At 59.4% G+C, this 19491-nt stretch carries 12 protein-coding genes and 4 pseudogenes; 6 read left to right on the plus strand and 10 right to left on the minus strand.

Annotation, left to right across the window (positions count from 1 at the left end; genetic code table 11):
* Positions 1–154: 154 nt before the first annotated feature.
* The 4 genes from ABVK50_RS04220 to ABVK50_RS04235 all read right to left on the minus strand — a co-directional run bounded on the left by ABVK50_RS04220 (position 155) and on the right by ABVK50_RS04235 (position 4141).
* Positions 155–1363 carry a beta-ketoacyl-[acyl-carrier-protein] synthase family protein gene (locus tag ABVK50_RS04220; protein ID WP_353642703.1) on the minus strand — a complete coding sequence of 403 codons (1209 nt, stop codon included), beginning with the start codon at positions 1361–1363 and terminating at the stop codon, positions 155–157.
* Positions 1364–1645 carry an acyl carrier protein gene (locus ABVK50_RS04225; protein ID WP_353642701.1) on the minus strand — a complete coding sequence of 94 codons (282 nt, stop codon included), beginning with the start codon at positions 1643–1645 and terminating at the stop codon, positions 1364–1366.
* 240 nt (positions 1646–1885) lie between these two features.
* Positions 1886–2476: a NodA family N-acyltransferase gene (locus tag ABVK50_RS04230; RefSeq protein WP_353646026.1), complete on the minus strand. Its 591-nt coding sequence runs from the start codon at positions 2474–2476 to the stop codon at positions 1886–1888.
* Between the two features lie 1536 nt (positions 2477–4012).
* Positions 4013–4141, minus strand: a complete 129-nt coding sequence (locus ABVK50_RS04235; protein ID WP_353642700.1) for a hypothetical protein — start codon at positions 4139–4141, stop codon at positions 4013–4015.
* 104 nt (positions 4142–4245) lie between these two features.
* On the opposite strand from ABVK50_RS04235, the gene ABVK50_RS04240 reads away from it, so the two are divergent.
* Positions 4246–4938: a transposase gene (locus tag ABVK50_RS04240; RefSeq protein WP_353642699.1), complete on the plus strand. Its 693-nt coding sequence runs from the start codon at positions 4246–4248 to the stop codon at positions 4936–4938.
* Positions 4939–5405: 467 nt separating this feature from the next.
* Here ABVK50_RS04240 and ABVK50_RS04245 read toward each other — a convergent pair.
* Positions 5406–6178, minus strand: a pseudogene (locus ABVK50_RS04245) (IS110 family transposase); the annotation flags it as partial.
* A 587-nt stretch (positions 6179–6765) separates the two neighbouring features.
* On the opposite strand from ABVK50_RS04245, the gene ABVK50_RS04250 reads away from it, so the two are divergent.
* The 3 genes and pseudogenes from ABVK50_RS04250 to ABVK50_RS04260 all read left to right on the plus strand — a co-directional run.
* Entirely contained in the window at positions 6766–8253 is a 1488-nt protein-coding gene (locus ABVK50_RS04250) for a DDE-type integrase/transposase/recombinase (protein ID WP_353642698.1), read from the plus strand.
* On the plus strand, positions 8220–9245 hold the full coding sequence (locus tag ABVK50_RS04255; RefSeq protein ID WP_353642697.1) for an IS110 family transposase: 1026 nt from the start codon (positions 8220–8222) through the stop codon (positions 9243–9245). The genes ABVK50_RS04250 and ABVK50_RS04255 overlap by 34 nt, the downstream gene beginning before the upstream one ends.
* Positions 9246–9498: 253 nt before the next feature.
* Positions 9499–9999: pseudogene (locus ABVK50_RS04260) on the plus strand (integrase core domain-containing protein); the annotation flags it as partial.
* Between the two features lie 66 nt (positions 10000–10065).
* On the opposite strand, the pseudogene ABVK50_RS04265 reads toward ABVK50_RS04260, so the two are convergent.
* The 5 genes and pseudogenes from ABVK50_RS04265 to ABVK50_RS04285 all read right to left on the minus strand — a co-directional run.
* Positions 10066–10422: pseudogene (locus ABVK50_RS04265) on the minus strand (tyrosine-type recombinase/integrase); the annotation flags it as partial.
* Positions 10423–10599: 177 nt separating this feature from the next.
* Positions 10600–10849 (minus strand): annotated as a pseudogene (locus ABVK50_RS04270) (IS110 family transposase); the annotation flags it as partial.
* A 177-nt stretch (positions 10850–11026) separates the two neighbouring features.
* A complete protein-coding gene (locus tag ABVK50_RS04275; protein ID WP_353642696.1) occupies positions 11027–11569 on the minus strand; it encodes a tetratricopeptide repeat protein in 543 nt (180 codons plus the stop codon).
* Between the two features lie 63 nt (positions 11570–11632).
* Complete coding sequence (gene sctV / locus ABVK50_RS04280) at positions 11633–13699, minus strand: type III secretion system export apparatus subunit SctV (protein ID WP_353642695.1); 2067 nt, start codon at positions 13697–13699, stop codon at positions 11633–11635.
* 229 nt (positions 13700–13928) lie between these two features.
* Entirely contained in the window at positions 13929–14819 is an 891-nt protein-coding gene (locus ABVK50_RS04285; RefSeq protein ID WP_353642694.1) for a hypothetical protein, read from the minus strand.
* A gap of 1251 nt (positions 14820–16070) precedes the next feature.
* On the opposite strand from ABVK50_RS04285, the gene ABVK50_RS04290 reads away from it, so the two are divergent.
* A complete protein-coding gene (locus ABVK50_RS04290; protein WP_353642693.1) occupies positions 16071–16370 on the plus strand; it encodes a hypothetical protein in 300 nt (99 codons plus the stop codon).
* 1123 nt (positions 16371–17493) lie between these two features.
* Positions 17494–19416 carry a hypothetical protein gene (locus tag ABVK50_RS04295; RefSeq protein ID WP_353642692.1) on the plus strand — a complete coding sequence of 641 codons (1923 nt, stop codon included), beginning with the start codon at positions 17494–17496 and terminating at the stop codon, positions 19414–19416.
* The last annotated feature ends 75 nt before the right edge of the window (positions 19417–19491 follow it).

Below are 19491 nucleotides of genomic sequence, written 5' to 3' on the forward strand. Positions count from 1 at the left end.
ACGTGATCACCTCATCTGAGGCTTCGTGCTGGGGGCTACGCCAAAGTACTGCATACCACATTCAGTCTTCAGCCTACCTCAGCAAGGAGGCAGTTACCGGACCGGTGGAGTGATCCGACACGGGTGACCTTGCGGGAGGCATCTCGCAGGGCTTCTACACCTGCTTGAATGCTAAAACTGAGTTCAATCCGCCCATGGCGAAGGCGTTGCTCATGGCCACGCGCACCTTGCGCTCGCGCGCAACATTGGGCGTGACATCGAGATCGCAATTGGGGTCTGGCTGGCGATAATTGGCGGTCGGCGGCACAACACCGTCTTGGATCGCCATCACACAGGCTATCATTTCAAGCGCACTCGCTCCACCGACGCAATGCCCGTGGGTGGACTTAGTGGAAGAGACGGACAGCGAATTAGCATGATCACCGAAGACGCGCCTGATCGCCGCTGTTTCGATTTCATCGTTGGCCTTCGTGCCAGTGCCATGCGCGTTTAGGTACTCCACATCCTCCGCATTCAACCCGGCATCGGCAAGGCAGGCGCGCATCGCCGCTTCCGGCCCCTCGACAGTCGGCGCGGCGATGTGGAAGGCATCGGCGGAAAGGCCGATGCCGGCGATCTCGGCAAGGATCGTGGCGCCTCGTGCCTTGGCATGCTCGTAGCTTTCCAGCACGGCCATACCCGCACCCTCGCCCAGCACCAAGCCCCTCCTGTCGGCGGAGAAGGGCCGGCAAGTGTCCGGAGCGAGTACGCGCATTGCCTCCCACGACTTCATCACAATAAATTCAAATGGCGCGTCGCTGCCTCCGGCAAGCATCACGTCAGCCCGGCCGTACCTGATCTGGTCGACGGCCGAGGCGATCGCATAGTTGGCCGAGGCACAGGCGGAGGTGGCGCCGAAGACCGGCCCGCGCAGGCCGAGGCTCATGCTGACGTGGCTGGCAGCTGCGCTCGGCATCGCCTTTACTCCGGTCATGAGATCAATGCGGTTCGCGCCGCCCAAAAGCAGGGCGCGGTAGGCTTTTTCGGCCGCGTCCCAGCCGCCGAAGCCGGCGCCCACTATCGCGCCGAAGCGATGGGCATTTCCTTCATCGCAGGAAAGTGCGGCCTGTCGCATGGCTTCGTGCGCCGCAAGCACAGCAAGTAGGCTGAAGCGAGCCATGGAGACGAGTTGCCTGCGGTCAAGGTCGTGATCAGGCAGCGCCTTGATCTCGGCGCCGATCGTGCCCTTCAGCTCATGAAGCTCTGCATTGACAATCGGGCCGATGGCGGAGAGGCCTTCGCGCATCCCTGTCCAAATGGAGGCGACGTCGGTGCCCAGTCCGCACAACCCGCCTAGTCCGGTAATGACGACGCGCCTGTCCATTCAAGCCACCTTAGCAAGCAACCCGCGCATGGCTTCAATCATGCCGCCGACATTCTGAACACCCGCCCACGCCTCGGCCGTGTTCATTTCGATCTTGATGCCGTAGGCTTGCTCCAAGTCCCAGAGCACGTCAGCTAATCCCAGTGAATCGATGCCGAGCTCGGTCATTTCCGTCTCAGTCGTTATTTCGCCGACGATGGATGCAGTCGTTTCCCCGCCGCTCTCCGCTTCGACGCGTTTCTTGATTATGGCAATGATTTCCGTTGTGAGTTGATCAGCCATTGTGTTCCTTTCCCATTTCAGCTTGTTTTGACGTGGACGCGGCTCGTCTCCTGAGACCTGCCGCGTGGCAAAAATAGCCATTAAGCTTGTGCAACCGACGAAGCCCAATGCTCATAAGAGCCGGATGAGTTCCGGCCGATCTGCGGTAGGCGCCGATGACGAAGAAGGTCACCGGCAAAAATGGATTGGGACCGTCGTGAAAGGTCAGCGTCAGCGCACCACTTGGTATGTAGCCCCGCTTCATAACTCCGGACCGTTTCGGTCGATCAGGGTGCCAGACGGCCATTCGTCCATCGAGCGTCCAATTGGCGATACCAAGAGGAGCACGTCTTCCAGGCGCGTGGGCGGCAGGTCGGGATGCACATCCGGGCGGGTCGACCGTACGCTAACGCCCGAAATAAGTGTCGCCAGACCGCCTCGGCAGAACCTCTCGACATGGTTGCGCATCGCGTGCCGAACCGTGCCGAAAGCGAATGGAACCCCAAGCTGCTGCAGCACTGGAAACACAGCGCTCAGTGAAAAGCTGATTCCGAGTCCTTCAAGATCTGGACGGATCCCATACAACCCCAGTTCGGCCACCAGTAGATCGACCCCGCCAACTTTGATGAACCGGCGCAGTATGCCAATGTGAGCCGCTACGCCGTGCGCATCGTAGCCGATTGCGCGGAATTCCGGCCGCGCACCGCCCCAACTGCGGCCGCCTTCGAATGGCTTTGTGTTGAAGGCCCCAGTCCGTCCATAGCTCTTTCGGAAGAAGTCCGACAGTTCGGCATGGTCGGCCAGTTGCAATTCATTTTCCCAGCACAACCGCCACCGCACGTCAGAGCGCATGGAAAGACCTCGTCTTTGTTGCTGTTTCTTGAAGTAAGCGCCTATGCAGGAAAGAGCTTGTTGCAGCGAGCCGACGCGACGTAGCTTGCGCGGACCGAAGAACCCAGCCGCAATGGACATGCGGCTTGATTGACCTTCGGCGAACACCGTAAGGCGTGCACCGGAAAATGCTACGCGGGGACAAAAATGCTCCTCGGAGCTAACGCAAACATCGACAACTTCCTTTAAGGGGCTTCCTTGAATTGTCCCTATGCGACGTTCTGCAAAACCGGTAAAATCGTTTGTTTCGATTTGACGCATCCACATTATGGATAGCTAATATGCGGTTCAAAGGGCTTGACTCATATCCCCCAAGGAGGAGCTGCAACAGATCTGTCTCCGGACGGGAAGACGAGGGCCCTCGGCCGGAGAGCAAGTTCGGGCGACGCGCGGCTCCTGTGGCGGCGATGCTGGAAGCGCTTCCCTATCCAATGGAGGCATGGAAGCCACGCTATAAGTCGCGGTGCGGTTCTAAAGCTTCAGCTTGGAATCGAAGATGCCGAGCACGTGGCGAGTTCCTGGCGACGCTTCAGGCTGCGCTCGCAACTGGCGAGCACAGCTAGGGCGCCTTGCCGGCGCGCCAGCTTCGGATGCTTAACGCTCTTAAATAACGGCACTTCGCTGCCCGGCGGAACATGGAAAGAACTGGGCCGATAGGCAAGATGGTCGATTGCATATGGCGACATTGGTTGGTCCGTCTCCATGCATCTGTAAACGGCCCAGGATCGGGTATCGAGATCGCGCTGGTCTAAGTGCACCGGTGTGGTGGAGGCGCGCGTCGGGCCTCGTGCTGCGGGATCAATATTGCGGGTGTTTCCCCATCCTGCGGCGCGCCTCTGTGATCGGTCACGCCTCGATCCTTACCGACTCTTGCGTCGGCCACGGTTCTCGCTTTCGCGACCGAATCGTAAGATGCGGCTAAGCAAGCCGCTATCAGCGCTAGCCCAAAACGTCCAGTCACGTTTGCGAAGCGCGCGTTGGAATTGGTGATCCTATAACGCAAGTCGATATGATTTAGCCGCGCCGCTGTCACAATGTTCGACGAGATAACCGGCGTTGCCTGAGACGATTCGGTCCGGCATCGGCCCATGTGCCCGAGCCCCCGCCCACAGGTCAGCGTCGGATCGAACCAACTCGGTTTTCCTTGGCAAGTGCGACGATCCCAAACGTGAATGACCGGTAGCAGAGGCAAGCGACGCCAATTATCGGCTAATGCATAACCCCGAACATGCGCAGCGGTTTTGCGAGAACGGCGCCGCCGGGAGACCCGGCCAAGGCAGCCTCGACCGAGGTGCTCTCGTGAAACCTGGCGGGAGGGCTTCGAAATGGTGGGCGAGCTCGTGTAGCGTGAGCTGCGGGCAGAAAATGTCGGCGGAGAGCGAAATCGCGCGCCGCGATGTTTGGATGCGTCCGGCTGTAAATCCGATTCAGACGATCAATGTTCTTCGGCGCCTCCTTCAGTTCCTCCAGGCTTGGTGCACAAAACGGGTTTGTGGGTCAGGAACTTATCGCTGCCTCGTCCTGCGGGGAAGCGGTGGAGTGAAGCGTCATCATGTCGGTTTTGTCCTGCACGGCGTAGCTTGCATGCTCATAGGAACCGGTGAGTTCAGCGTATCGGTCGCCCACGCGCTCTCTTGCTCTCGGGCGGTCTCGTCCATATAGCTCGGAGCAACAGGGGAAGCGCCAGAGCCGCGACTTCCTGCGCATTTCGTATCCAACAAGGAGAAACTATGAAGCGACAGACCCGACCGTTCACTGTGGAGGTCAAACAGAAACGTAGTTATCAAAAACGGGGTCGTTCCATCTGGAGCGATGTCGATCTCTCCGCAGCGCTGGCCGAGACAACAAGGGAAGTCGAGGAGATGGAGCTGCCAAATCGTCGGCTTGCCGACTCTGAGGTCGTAACCATTGATGAAGAACACTTGCACAAACCGCTAGCGGATCACCTCATGGCAGATTCCCAGGACGCTGAATCCGTAAAAATTGCAAGCGAACCGACAGCCAAAGCGGAGAGGCCTGGCACGAAGAAGAAACCGTCGTCACGGTCGCGGAAAGCAAAGGCTGAGCCTAGGCCGCCTGCTCGTAAGAATAACGCCAACACGGCGTCCCAGGCTGAGGAAGCACCAGAAGCGGCTGTGCGGAGCGGCCGGAAGATCTACTCTGAAAAGGAGCGCGCCCAGAAGCTCGCCCAGATCGAGATATCAATCAGTGGCGGCGCGACACTCAAGAGCGCGGTAAAGCAGGCCAGCATATCGGAACAGACCTATTATGATTGGAAGAAGGTCGCGACGCCTGCATCACAAAGTGACGATCTGAACGAGCTGGACGTGCTCGACGAAGAAAACAAGCGACTGAAGAGCCTCCTCGCGGAACGCCTGCGCAAGGAGAACGCGGAACTGAAGAAGAAGTTAGGGCTGCAATAGAGCTTCAAAAATCCCGCACGCAATCGACTGTCCGGCCTTTGTCGGGTGTCGCTCGAGCGCATTCTCACGCTTGTCTTGGATAACGACCGACAATCTGTTCCCAAGCGTTGACGGACCATGTGGGACCGGGCGGATCTTCGAAGATCAGGTGTCCTTCATTGCCGCGCAGAATCGAAGCCGCATGGATCATCTTGCATCGCGGCGTGACTCGATATCGAGTCTTCCGGCGGATCGTGATGCGATCTTGCGATGATCGGGTGCGGTCATGTGTCAGACCAGTGATGCGGCGTTGGAGGTGCCGCTGGCCGTCATGGAGATCCGCGGATCAGGCGCAATCAACTCAACGAGCTTTCGCTCTTGGAGCCTCGGTGGTTTTCCTGATGCCGATCAGACCGATCATTTGCCCTAGACGTTCACGACGTCCTCACATGCCGCCCATCATGGCTTCGCAGTCGCCGAGTGCGTGCTCATGCTGCCGCGCTGCCAAGATCCCGGTGATCCTCCTTCTTTGTCACCATCGCCCACACCGAACGAGCCATCTTGTTGGCCAACGCCATGGCAACCAGCATCAATGGTTTCTGATTCAGCATCCGAGCAGCCATGAGCCGGGCCGCGCACCGCGGCGGGAGACCCACTGGATGACGGACATGGCACCGATGATCAGCAGCCGTCGGGTGTCCCGCTGGCCCATTTTCGACGTGCGGCCGAGCCGCTGCTTTCCGCCTGTCAAATGTGAACCAGCACCAGACCCAGCCAGGCAGCGAAGTCGCGACCGCGCTTGAAGGTCGACATTGGGCGCGCAAACGCTTCCACCGCCATGGCCGTGATCGGGCCGATTCCCGGCGTGGTCTGAAGGCGGCGTGTATCCTCCCCCGCACTGGGCTTCGCCGCGAAGGATTTTCTCCAGCTCGGCAACTTCGCGGCTCAACCGATCGACCTGACGCGACCAATATCGAGGACCAGTTGGGCCATCGTAGGTTCGGTCGGCATCAATCACGGCAGCCAAGGTTTTCAGGTGAGCCGGACCTCGCGGTGCGATGACGCCGTGTTCGGCAAGATGCCCGCGCAGGGCGTTGATCAGCTGCGTGCGCTGGCGCACCAAGAGGTCGCGCGTCCGGAATACCATCGACCTCGCCTGCTGCTCTTCCGTTTTCACCGCCACGAACCGCATCGTCGGTCGTGATCCCGCCTCAGCTATGGCCTCGACATCGGCGGTGTCGTTCTTCTGGCGATTTACTAATCACGAGCTCCTCCACATTATGGGGAGCTCGTGATTATGCAGAGCGTTTTTAGCTTGGCGTCGCGCAGGAAGGCGGGTGGCGAGAGCGCGCTGCGGTGGATCGCGACGGTGAGCTAAAAACGTGTTGGGCTAAGCCGCCGGCACGGGTGGCCGCTATGGGCGTTCAATTGAGGCCGCACCGACGAAAGAGGCATCGCGTGGACGCGGGATGCGGCGGACGCGGCGACTGCGGGGGTCGCGTACGCCGAAGCGACGCGGATATATCGGTCCCGGCAAGGTGAGGACCGGCGCCGCGCCCTGCCGGAGGGGGCCGGGAGGTGACGGCGCACATCTTGGCGGGACCGGCTCGGTTTCCGGCCGAACGATCCGACGATGACGAAGAAAGCCGAGCGCCACCTTCATGATGTATCCCAGTATGGCGGTGGTCCGGTGACGCCGTCGAAGACTTCGATGACAATCATCTGCCCTTGGTGACAGGCCGGGCATTGCCTCACGTAGCGTGTTACCGAGCGGCTTCATTGCCTCACCTAAAATGTTACCCGTGAAGTCGCATTCCGGCATGATGCCCTCGCCATGAGGGAGGGATCATGAAGATGAAGATGACGCATGCCATGCGCAGGGAGCTCGCCAATGCAGTCCGGGATCGCTATGCGGCCGCAGCGAACAAGGACAGACGCCGGATCCTGGAGGAGTTCATCGCGGCTACAGGGTATCACGAAAAATCCGCGATCCGTGTCCTCAACAGTTCATCGGAACCGAAGCGCCGGCAGACTCGTCGACGGTCTTCAATCTATGATGAGGCGGCTCGAGGGGCCTTGATCGTGCTGTGGGAAGCGTCTGATCGGGTTTGCGGCAAGCGCCTGAAGGCTTTGCTGCCCATTCTCCTGCCTGCGTTGGAACGGAATGGACATTTGAGGCTCGAGGAGGAGCTACGCGACAAAATCCTGTCGATGAGCGCCGCCACGATCGACCGCTTGCTCCAGATGCCGAGACGCACGGGCCGTACGAAAAAGCCAAGAGTTGTGCCAGAGCCGCGGCGGCGCATCAAAATGCGCACCTTTGCTGACTGGAACGAGCCGCTTCCCGGCAGCATGGAAATGGACCTGGTGGCTCATTGCGGGGAGGTCAACCGCGGCAGCTACGTTCATAGTCTGGTTCTGACCGATATCGCCAGCGGATGGACGGAGGCTGCGCCCATCGTCGTTCGAGAAGGCACCCTGGTGGTTGAAACGCTCGATCATATCCGTGCGGGCTTGCCCTTCGCTCTGAGGGCGCTGGACGTGGACAATGGTAGCGAGTTCGTCAACAACAAGCTGATCGAATACTGCCTTGGTCACGGCATCGAACTCACGCGCTCGCGGCCCTACCGCAAGAACGATCAAGCGTGGATAGAGCAGAAAAATGGCGCCGTTGTGCGGAAGATACTGGGTTATCGGCGCTTCGAAGGTTTGGCGGCGGCCCGGGCGATCACGCGTCTCTACGCCGCATCGAGGTTGTTCGTGAACTTCTTTCAGCCATCGTTCAAGCTGGCTGCCAAACATCGCGACGGGGCGAAGGTGACAAAGCGGTATCATCCGCCACAAACGCCTTGCGAGCGTCTCCTGCAAGCGGAAAGTGTGCCGATGGCTACCAAGAGCAAGTTGAGCGAGATCGCCGCCAGCCTCGATCCGCTAAAGCTTCTGGAGGAGATGCGTGCTGTGCAGGCTTATCTGGCAGCATTGGCTGACGGCGAAGTACCGCCTGCGACGACATCCGAGCCGCCTAACTTGGCGGCATTCGTGGCAAGCCTATCAAGCGCCTGGCACGCCGGCGAAATCCGTCCGACATTCTCAACTGAAGCAAAACCGCTATATCTACGAAGCCTTCAAAAGGTCTCCACACGAGCTCCTATTGCGGGTCCATCCGCCGCGCCCAAGCTGGCGATCCCACCCGCGACCGCAGCGCCGCCAACGAAGAAATCGGAGAAGCCAAAGCCGGTCTACGCCGAACCTGGCCAAGGTCACGACCTGACGCCGGGCCCAACATCGAATGGAGAACAGCCATGGAAGAATATATCGGTCTCGACGTGTCGATGAAAGAGACGGCGGTATCGATCCGCCGGGAAGGCAAGCGCGTCTGGCGTGGGGTGTGCGCCTCAGACCCCAAGATCATTGCCAACCTTATCCGCAAGCGAGCGCCAGCCGCAAAACGCGTGGTGTTCGAGACCGGGCCGCTGTCGGTGTGGTTCTATCATTCATTGCGTGCCGAGGGGTTGCCGGCGATCTGTATCGATGCGCGCCATGCCAAAGCTGCGCTCGATATGGCGCCGAACAAAACCGACGCGAACGACGCTGACGGTTTGGCGCATCTTGCAGAAGTAGGGTTCTTCCGAGAAATTCGGGTGAAAAGATTCGACAGCATGCTGATGCGCACGCTCGTGGCGGCACGCGCCCGGCTGGTCCGGATCACGACCGAACTCTCGAACCATATCCGTGGGCTCATGAAAACGTTCGGGCTGCTTGTTCCTGCGGGCAAGGGAAGCACATTCGAGAAGAATGTCCGGAGCCTTCTTGTAGATCAGGATCGGCTCGCTCCTATCGTGCCGCCGATGCTGGAGGCTTGGCGCAGCATGCGCATCCGTGCTGCCGAACTCGGGCGTCAGCTCGTCGCGGATGCGCGTCAAAGCCAGGCCTGCCGCATGCTCATGTCGATCCTCGGCGTCGGCACGATCACCGCAACCTCTTTCGTCACCGCCATTGAGGAGCCCGACAACTTCAAGAAGTCCCGCTCGGTTGGCGCCTGGCTTGGTTTGACAACCCGCCGCTACCAATCGGGAGAGGTCGATTATGACGGCCACATATCCCGACGCGGAGACCGCCATTTGCGAGGACTCCTCTACGAGGCGGCGACAGTCATTCTGACCCGCAGCTCAGCCAACAGCACCCTGCGCACATGGGGTCTCAAGCTCCGCGAGAGGATCGGCTTCAAACGGGCCGCCGTTGCCGTAGCGCGCAAACTGGCGGTCACCATGCATGCGATGCTCAAGACTGGCGAGCTCTTTGATCGGAACGCAGGAGCCACAACATGAAATTTTGCGGATAGCGTTCAAGATCTGAGCGCCTGAGACGTCCCTGCCGGGACGTGGGGGCGAGCCATTCCGCTGATGGGGTTGCACCGCTGACTCAGCAAAGTGCGTCGTCCACATTGAAGGCTCCTCCCGCGAACTCCATCATGCGGCGACTGATGTCGACTGCGAAGACAACCGTGTCCCCGGCAAACGCATCTCAAAGCGCGAAGATACTTGACGGCCCTGCCGCGATTAGACAACCCCATCAGTCCCCGTCAGGCGTATCTATCAGCAGACCTTCATCGACACCTACGCCAAGGTCGCCTTCGCCAAGCTCTATGACCGCAAGACGCCCATCACCGCGGCCGACCTGCTCAATGACTGGGTGGTGCCGTTCTACGACGCCCAGGAGGTGAAGCTCTGCCGGGTGCTTACGGATCGCGGCACCGAATATTGCGGCAATCCCGAACACCACGAATACGAGCTCTACCTGGCGGTCGAGGATGTCGACCATTCCAGAACCAAGACCAAGAACCCGCAGACGAACGGAATTGTCGAGCGCTTCCACAAGACGGTGCTGGACGAGTTCTATCGGGTCGCCTTCCGCAAGAAGATCTACGGGTCGATCGCCGAGCTGTAGGCCGATCTCGACGCCTGGGTCAGAGCCTATAATGAAGAGCGCCCGCACCAGGGCCGCTGGTGCTTCGGCAAGACGCCAAGGCAGACCTTCCTTGACGCCGTGCCGCTGGCGAGGGAGAAATTGATCGCCGCCTGATCCCATCCGACAGGTGGAGCCGACCGATCTCCGGACGCCAACTGTCCGATCAAGTCCAAGCTACTACAGCTGAATGGTGCGCACCTCGGCGCCGGCCTCCAACAGATGGACGGCAAAGGCGTGCCGCAAACTGTGCGGCGTGACCGGTTTGGACAAGCCGGAGAGGTCGCGCGCTTTCGCGCAGGCTTGTCCCACCGCATCCCTGGTGATCGGCTGGCCGGCACGATCGCCGGGGAAGAGCCACGCCTCTGGCCGGCGCACCTTCCAATAGTTGCGCAGGATCTCCAAGAGCTTGGGCGACAGCATCACGTAGCGGTCCTTCTGGCCTTTGCCCTGCTCGACGCGGACGACCATTCTCTGGCTGTCGATGTCGGTGGGCTTCAGCTGCACAGCCTCCGAGATGCGCAAGCCGGCGGCATAGCACCTATGTCCGATGGAATGGGCTGCAAGGAGCCACCCCATGCTTGCGCAGTTGGAGCTCCTTTTGCATGCATGACGCCACGGACGACGCAAGACTGCGCCGTCGGTGTATCGCTTCCTTGCCGCTCCGCGGTTGCGGAGCGGGTTAGTCCTAATCAAGTTATGGTCAGGTGAGCATAACTTTACATAAGGCTTGACGTAGCTGGGCGGGATGAGCCTCACCTCGTGGCCAACTCCCGAATTGCCCGGCCCCATTCGTGGGCGCGCAGGCCTCCATGGCGACCATACTGGTCGGCTGTCGGGCCAAGAACGGGAGGACCTGAGCGCGCGTCATTCTCTTCCGGAATGCGACGCTGCCGTAGGCGTGCCCGCCATGGGCGTGAAACACGCGCTTCGCCAGGTCGATGCCGATGAGGGTGACGGTGTTCATGTCGTTCCTCCTGCTGTCGAGGCGGCCATTTTCATCGGGCCGCAAAAGGCAAGCGGGATGTGGCAAAACGCGGGCGCGAGTCGCTCACCACGGCCTAGTGCTTGCACAACGCCAGTCTTCAGATGAATCCAGCAGGCGGGCGACCGCTACGATGCGCCGCGCATGACCTGCGCACAGCTATCGCGATCGCGTCAACGTCCTCGGTTCGGACTTCCCAGCAAAGGCACGCGACAGATCGAAATTGTGGCGCACCATCTCATTCCCTGGCTCTGTTTCGAGAGCTTGCCGATACAGCACCTGTGCCGCGTCATGTCGCCCCTCAATGTCCAAGATTACTCCTTTCGCGTTCAGTGCACGCAAATTCCCCGGCGCTGCAACTAAGACGCTGTCGACGACCTGAAGCGCCTCATGCGCACGCTTCTGCGCCACCAAGGCGTTCGTAAGACCGATCGCCGCATCGACATTGTCCGGGTGCTGCTTCAGCTCGTCCCGTAAAGCGCGCTCTTGAGCATCCTGACCGACCGCGCGCAGTATGCGTTCGCGCATAGCCGGATCAATTTGATTGGCATTGAGCAACTCTGGGGACGAAGTCTCCTTCACTGAAAGAGCGGCCTTATCCGTCGCGCAACCGCCGAGAAGCAGGATGGCAAGTACGGCGTAGAGAAGTGAGTAGCGGCGAAATGGCATAAACGTTGGTACTATGTTCTCGTTTGGATTCATATTTGGTTCCCAATGATCGGAGGTGATACGACATTCAGTTGTTGGCCAGGCGAATATTGCGCTTTACTCCAACGCTCCACTGTCAAATCCTGTCGGGAGTCTGATGGAGCCGGCGGGTTGAATTGTAAAGTCGGAGGCGAGGTCTTGATAGGACAGCACGGCAAGATCGATCCCGTGTCGGGTGAGGAAGCCACGGACGAAGCGTCTCACATCCATTGAAGTTAAAACGATAGGGCGGGCCTGACCCTGCGTCGTGTTGGCAAGGGTCTGACGCATCTGTAGCAGCAGCGCTTCGCTTTGCCGATCCTCTAGTACGAGATAAGGGCCTGCAGCCGAATCTCGAACCGCATTGCGCATCACGTCCTCACTCTCACGTTCGATGATCAGGGCGAGCACGATGCCCTCTGCGTTGGCATAACGGTGGCAGATCTGCCGCCTCAAACCTGAGCGAACATATTCCGTGAGCAGGGCGACGTTTTGCTCACGTTCGCTCCATTCGGCCAACGCCTCCAAGAGGAGGCGGGTATGACGGATCGGGATGCCTTCATCCAGGAGGCGGCGCAGCACATCGGCAATCCGAGGGATTGGCGTCGTGCGCAGCACCTCTTTGACCAGATCAGAATATTCCTGCTCCATTCGGCTTAGCAATTGGCCGGTCTCTTGGATGCCGATCAAACGCGGCGCGTAGCGGGTCAACGTTGCACGAACGCGCAACGCGAGTGCTTCGCTGGGACCGTAATGCTCGATGCCGGCGCCCTTGAGAGCTGGTGCACGGTTTTGTTCGGCTAAGATTCTGTCCGTTTCTGGATCACGCCGAAAGGGAACACCGCTCGATTCAACGTTGGCCTCGTCGTCTTTGAGCGTTGGCTGGCTCAGATCGAACACATCCTGTTCCACTGGCACCCCCTCGACATCTATCCGGAATTGCGACTCGGGCAGCTGCTGGTCGACCGAGACTGGGATCTGGGGTACAACAATGCCTAGATCGGCTGAGACCAGTTGAGAAACGCGGGCAATGTGCTGTTGCAATTCGACTTGCTCAATAGCGTGCATCAGGCTTGGCGCAAGGAAGAAAGCGATCGGAGAATCCTCCACGGGCGCGGCTTGCTTTTGGGTCTCTGCTGCAGCTGCACTCGTCCGGTCGACATCGGCGGCGCCAAGCACATCATCCTTGACAATGCTTATTCCGGCAAAGAGTGCGGCCAACATCAGAAAGACGGGCATAGGGAAGCCAGGAACGAACCCCATCAAAAGCAAGACGCAAGCTGCCAGCCGCAACGCTCGCGTACTGGCCGTGAGTTGATTGACTATTTCGGTACCAAGGTTGACCCTCGCCGCCCCAGTCACACGAGTGACGATGGTCGCCGCTGTAATTGAGAGCAGCAGAGCCGGAATCTGCGATATCAACGCATCGCCTATCGTGAGCAGCGTATAGTGATGCACCACCTCGCCGAAGGACATGCCCTTCGAGAGCAAGCCGATCGAAATTCCACCCACCATGTTGATGAAGATAACCACCAGTCCGGCGATGGAATCGCCCTTCACAAATTTCATCGCGCCATCCATCGCGCCGTAGAGTTGGCTCTCCTTCTCCAATGCGGCGCGCCGCCTGCGAGATTCGGCGGCATCGATGTGGCCGTTACGCAGTTCTGCGTCGACCGCCATTTGCTTACCCGGCAGAGCGTCGAGCGTGAACCGCGCCGCCACTTCTGCTACGCGTTCGGCGCCCTTCGCGAGGACCATGAATTGCACCATGGTGACGATCAGAAATATGACAAAGCCCACCACGATATTGCCCGAGATCACGAAATCGCCGAACGTGTGGATGATGCTGCCTGCGTCCCCCTCGGCTAGGATCAGTCGCGTCGTTGCGACCGTAAGCGCCAGGCGGAATACCGTGGACAGCAAAATGACGCCGGGCAAAGAGGAAAGATCTAGTGGGGTACTGACATACAGGGCAACCATCATCAGCAGGATGGCCAGTCCCATATTGAATCCTATCAGCGCGTCGACCACCACGACCGGGATAGGAAAGATCATCATAGCGATAGCGAGAAGCAGGATCGACGCGACCATTAAGTCCGGGTTGGCCGGGGCACGCTTGATGAAGTTACGCAGGACGTTGACCATCGAGGATCCTTTACGATCGCCTGAGAATTATTCCGCTGCTACCAGTGAAGCGTAGATTTCGAAATCCTAGGGCGCCTCGTCCACATGGGCGGCCCGTCAGCGGCAGGCTGTGCATGTATAGAAAGGCGCGAAGATGGCTGGTCAGCAACTGTTTAAGTCTGTCGCAGGTTTTTGAGCGCGGCAGAATGGTTTCCTGACCACCGCATTTTGCGCAATAGGGCCTGCAGATCTAATAGGGGAGAGCGGCAACGCGCCCATTGCGGCTCAGCAGCACACGTCGGTCCTCGATCCGATCGACCATCCATCCATCATCCAGAACGGCGCCGACAAAATACTTCTCGCCGTCGATGACAAGATACGGTTCGGGACCATGCCAAACAGCTTCAACGGCCAATCCGGATGGCGCCCTTTCCTCTTTGATCAGCACTCCATTGACCAGCGTTAGAGTGCCCTTGGTGCGATGATCGAACCACTGCTGAAGCTTCTGCCAACTGATGACCGATTCAGACGTGACGGTGCCCTCTGCGGTCACAGCATCCATTGCGGAGCCAACCTTAATATTGGCAAGGCCCGCCCTATCGACTTCCTCCTGCAGCTCTTTGGCCGCTGCCTTTGCAATCTGGTCGTTGGCGGGATGACTGGTCAGCTTGGGCTCATGTTCGGCACTGGATAAATTGGGGCTCGATGCATCACCGTCCCCGTTATAGGAGAAAATGGCTGATGCCGTGCCGATCCCTAGAGAGCTGACTATGATCATGGCGAGCATACGGAGCGAGAGGCGTGGTATGCCGACCGAACGAGTTGGCGCAGCATCCAGCACCGACCAGAGAATGGACATCTCGCCTACGAGAACGACGACAGGAAGGGACGCCACAACGCACTCGCCCGGGGCAATATTCCGCTTACCCTCGATGCTGAGTCCGGCTGCAAGCGCCTCGATCTCGATCGAATTGCCAAGAAGAGTTATACGAAGATGATGCGGTGCCAGTCCTTGCTCGACAAAGATGACATCGGCGTCGAAGCCGCTCCCGATTACGCTGCCCTCGAGAGCAATCTTGCCGGTCAGTCCGCAATAGAGCCCCGAAAGCACTTCGAAATGGAGGGAATCGGCGTGGTCCACAAAGGATCTCTCAATCACGGATAAAAAGCCGCACGGCAATTGCCATGCGGCTCATTTCGATACGCGTCACGCCATCAGCGTGACGCGGCGAGGCAATATTAGAGCCCCGCTTCCGAAAATTTACTGAACGCGTTCGTCAGCGGCTTTCTTGATGGTCGTGAGCTGGGTCGTCAGGGAACGCAGCTCCATGCTTCTAGTCGTCGCCTCTGCACTAACCTTTTTTAGCTCCTGGATTTGCGCGTGGAAAACAGCAGCCCCGGTGGCTTGGTCAAGGGCGCTTCTCCCCATTGAAGCCCCAGTACCAGCAAAAGAACCAAGAGTACTTATATTCGAGATATTAGGCATGTTATTCCCTTTCTGTCATATTGCGCCGTCACCACGGCACACACCTCCTCACGCCGGACCATCCAGCGTCAGGCATCCTCTTCAGTGTCTGCCATAGCCTCTTCAGCATCAGCCATGGCATCGTTGAAAATAGTTAGCGCAACGGAGCGCATGACTTCTTCGAAGGCTTCAGTCATATCTTGCGAGCCATCCGCAGAAATAGTGGGACCTTCAACCCTATCATTCCGGCCAACAGGCCTGTTTTGACCATCACTCCCGCCAACAGGCCTATTATGACCATCACTCCCGCCAACAGGCCTGTTATGCCCAGAAAGGTCGGTGGATGGTTGGTGCGGTTGGCCGCTCGGACCTCCATGCCCCCTACGGGACAAGGAAACGAAGTTGCCAATTCCACTCCCAATTGCTGCGACCATCAGGTACTCCTGTATCCGTTTCCATTGGCGGCGACGCCTAGAAAATCAAGCTATGAGCGGGAGCTTTCGAGAACCTGACGACTCTGGACAAAAAGCGGGCTACCGGAAAATACAATCGCGCAGGGCTCGGGCTCCTGCAAAGTGGCAAATGTGGGTACTGCGCTTCTGCCACGGGGATCGGGCCTGCCCGGAGCCCGACTTTTTCCAGCGTAGCGCCAGGTCCGAGGCTTGCTTGCTACGATACAACTCTATGGAGCCGCCACGCGGAGATTCCCAGCTTTCCCACACGTGGCGGGCTGAGGGCGCGGGAGCTGAGCCCTGCGGTGGCCAAAGCGTTTTCAGATACCGACCTGCGCCAGACCAGGGTCGACAGCGCAACGCCGCGCCCAAGCTGGCGATCCCACCCGCGACCGCAGCGCCGCCAACGAAGAAATCGGAGAAGCCAAAGCCGGTCTACGCCGAACCTGGCCAAGGTCGGATCCAGGCGCTCCGCATGGCATGGCCGATCGCGTGTCGTCGATTGGAGGAACTCCCCAACATCAATGCCATGCAGCTCTTCGAAGAGCTGTGTATCCAGTTTCCAGGTCGATTCACCCGCAAGCAATACAAGACCTTCGCCCGGCGCGTGGCCGTCTGGCGTGAGGCTGCTCGCGCGCGCCGCGTTGTCATCGGGCCCAAAACGTATCGTCTGCTCAGCGACAAACCGCGTGGCCGACGTCCCGATACGTTCAAGGATCATTGGGGAGGAGATGACGCAATGCTTGGAAGAACACCCGGATCAGACCGCGCTTGAACTGCTCGTCGAGTTCCAGGTCCGTTACCCGGGGCGATATAGCTTGCGACAGCTTTACACCTGCAGAAGCGAGTAAGGGCATGGCGACAACAAGCCGTGCAGCGGCTCATCGGCGAGGCAAATATCCTACCGCCATATAATGATCTTAACCCCGCATGCCGGGCGAGCGGGTAACATTCTCGATGAGGCAAGCGGTAACAAAATTACGTGAGGCAACACGACAGAGATCCAGGGGCGTTGCTACATGAGCGGATCGGGCGTGAATTCAGGCCGACCGCAGAGGCAGCCCGTGTCAGAACGGGCGACATCTGTCCGGTTCCAAGCTCTGCATGCCAATGAGTGACAGCGCCTCCGCAAGCCAGACGATCTGATCCGGCGCATTCGCAGCTGCCAGGTGGGCGGCCCTAGGTTGTTTTCATCAAGGGCACGCTTGAGCCAGGTCGAATTTCGCGCGTCCAGGAGAACTCTCCGTCAGCTAATCGTCAGTCAACCTATCTATCTAGACCTGCCGTGCCTAACCGGCCCTGATGGCAACGGAAGATGACGGTGCAAATCCTAGTATACTGATTGGTGGCCCACCCGATGCGCACCACACGCACATTTGGTGAAGCTGACGAGGCGCGATGCACTCATTACAGCCTTGGTACACGAGGGCTCAGCGACATCAGCCTCAATAGCATAGACAACACATTCTCGCCTATAACGGAGACGGAATATGACGGGCATTGACCGGTCTGGGAGATCGCGAGCTGAAAAGAGAGTCGGCAGGGCCGGGGAGGCGAGCAGTTCGCGCTCGCAGTCAAGTCTTGCGCCTGGGGAAGGCGGCCAGTCGTTCGATGCCGTCGTGGAGCAGATGCGCTCTGTGGCGATAGATAGAAGGACGCCCGCCGTTCTAATGCAGCGTGGTGTCGACGATGCCCCACGCGACCGGCCGTCGGGCTCCTCCGTTGGCATACACCGAAGCCTGGACATTGCACGGCATGCAGCCGCCGCGCCACGTGCAGCCAGTCCGCGGCGGCGCAGTGTTCCGTCGACATTGGAGAGTGAAGCCCTGGCGCCGGCCGCCAGCCAGCCGCCAACCTCGGGTGTGACGGTCCCGATTTCCGTGTCACCACAGGCACGAATGGACGAGCTCTTTGGGGAACTGGTCGCTTGCCGCAATGCAGCGGAGCAGAACCGCAACGAGCCAGAACTGATGGACCGTGTCGTCGTTGCAGGCTCAGCAGTTCTGGAGCATTACGCGAGCCTGAGCCCGTCGCCGGCTTTGGCGCGGAGCATTATGCCCGACTGGAGGGTGCGTCAATGCTGCGACCTCGTGATTGATGCGGTGGACAAATACTACACACGGACAACACCGACTCTCGACAACTTGGAAACGCACGTAACCGATTCGGTAAAATTGATCAGGAGGCTTAAATCCCTGGCAAGCCCCGACCAGATGACCAGAATGTATCTCAGCGCGGCGAAGGCGCAGGTTGCCTGCATAAACTGGTGGGAAAAAAGGATATGGGGCTGCGAACAACAGTGCTTCGCCTCCGCCACCAAAGCCAGCTTACCAAATGCAACGGCCGAGATGCGGCAGGAAGATCAGATCCTGATGCGCCGGGCGACCGGCGAGCTGATGTTTGCACGGTTCGCGCTTGGATTGTCGCGGATGGATTCCGCGCACGTCAAAATTGAGTCGCAGGTGGACACGTTCGAACCAGCCGTGAGGGAAATCCTCCTGTTTGAGAACGGACGGCTGCCTCTGCTGGATGCCTTCGTGGACGATGTTGCTCCGGCATTCGCGTCGGCAGTACCTGCTGTCAGGGACAGCACGGGACGCCCACTCGACGCAGATCACTGCGCCGTTTTGGAGGGCGTGGTGAAGCGGCTTTCGGAATTTGAATGGGCGTTACGGGACGTGCGCGCAAACCTGAGCGATCACCCAACAAGCGGCGGCCTCCCACTAGAACTGTTGGACAGGATCGTGGAGGACGCGTCGATCACTGCGGACCATGTTGTGCGCCTACTGGAACTGCAGCCGAACTGGCCGGCCATCGTTGAACCGCCGGCGGACACGGGCGCTGGACCGGCCGCAGCGCCCAGGAAAGGGAAGGGGAAAGGCAAGCGCAAGCAGGGCGCTCGCGCAAGCACCTCAGTCGCCGACGCCAGCAATTCGGCAGCCGGACAACAGTCGCCGCAAATCGCTGCGGATGTCAAAATCCCGGCGCCGGTAGCCAAGGTGCTCGTACGCACGAATCTAGGTACGAAGAAGCTCTTGAGTGCAGAGGAGGCGCAGAAGAGTGCAAAGGAGGCGGCAGCGCGCTTGGCGGCCTGGCACGCCCCAGCCTCGAAGGAGGTGCTGACACCACGATTCGCACGCTTGACCGAACTCCTGCAGTTCGATCTGGCTGGTCTGCAAAGGGAAATCTCTCAAGCGCGCAAGATGAGCCCCGAGGACGCCGAACACATCGTCGACTCTGTGGTCGAGCGTCTTCAGACCCAAGCCGCCGAGATGGAGGCCTCTTTGGCAGCGTTTAAGGAGCCTCGTCTGCGCCTCCTGCTTTCGGGTGCGCAAATAACGAAATTGCACGAAGACACAGAACAGCTAAACAACATGTTGAGCCAGGCGCGGGGACAGGTGAAGGCTTTGAAGGAGCAAAAGGCCGCTATTGCGACCGATTGCATGAAGACTTACGCACTTCCGTCGCAGAAGTACCTTGAGCAATTGCGGACGGCCGGGGAGCTGATCCCACCGGATCAGCCGTCCGCGTTGCGTGGCGAGCCGGGCCATCTGTTTGAGATCAGGCTCCAGCACAAGGCGCTGCGCAATGGTGCAATGCCGAGTCCGATGTGGGTCCACATTCATACGAAACGGCCGGTATACGCGCGGGAGTTGGCAACGCTGGACACCGCCGAGTTCGCCGCTTGCCACGTCAAGTCCAATCAACAGCGTGGTCACAATCGGCAGTGGCAGGAGGCCCATGCTGCGACTCACGAAAGCGTCGCGATCCACCGAGGCAAGCTCACCCCCGCGTTCTGTAAGTCTTTGTTGGCCACTTAGTGCCATCCACGTCCATCTGGTTGCCGAGGCGGCAGCTTCGACGCAGGCTGTTCGCCAAGGCCGCTCTTTAGGCGT

The sequence above is a fragment of the Mesorhizobium sp. WSM2240 genome, assembly GCF_040438645.1.
GTDB lineage: Bacteria > Pseudomonadota > Alphaproteobacteria > Rhizobiales > Rhizobiaceae > Allomesorhizobium.

Bases quoted from the DNA above. Each gene is read 5' to 3' on its own strand.
- ABVK50_RS04220 (WP_353642703.1), bottom strand. From the start codon at position 1,363: ATGGACAGGCGCGTCGTCATTACCGGACTAGGCGGGTTGTGCGGACTG.
- ABVK50_RS04225 (WP_353642701.1), bottom strand. From the start codon at position 1,645: ATGGCTGATCAACTCACAACGGAAATCATTGCCATAATCAAGAAACGC.
- ABVK50_RS04230 (WP_353646026.1), bottom strand. From the start codon at position 2,476: ATGCGCTCTGACGTGCGGTGGCGGTTGTGCTGGGAAAATGAATTGCAA.
- ABVK50_RS04240 (WP_353642699.1), top strand. From the start codon at position 4,246: ATGAAGCGACAGACCCGACCGTTCACTGTGGAGGTCAAACAGAAACGT.
- ABVK50_RS04250 (WP_353642698.1), top strand. From the start codon at position 6,766: ATGAAGATGAAGATGACGCATGCCATGCGCAGGGAGCTCGCCAATGCA.
- ABVK50_RS04255 (WP_353642697.1), top strand. From the start codon at position 8,220: ATGGAAGAATATATCGGTCTCGACGTGTCGATGAAAGAGACGGCGGTA.
- ABVK50_RS04275 (WP_353642696.1), bottom strand. From the start codon at position 11,569: ATGAATCCAAACGAGAACATAGTACCAACGTTTATGCCATTTCGCCGC.
- sctV (WP_353642695.1), bottom strand. From the start codon at position 13,699: ATGGTCAACGTCCTGCGTAACTTCATCAAGCGTGCCCCGGCCAACCCG.
- ABVK50_RS04290 (WP_353642693.1), top strand. From the start codon at position 16,071: ATGGCATGGCCGATCGCGTGTCGTCGATTGGAGGAACTCCCCAACATC.
- ABVK50_RS04295 (WP_353642692.1), top strand. From the start codon at position 17,494: ATGGACGAGCTCTTTGGGGAACTGGTCGCTTGCCGCAATGCAGCGGAG.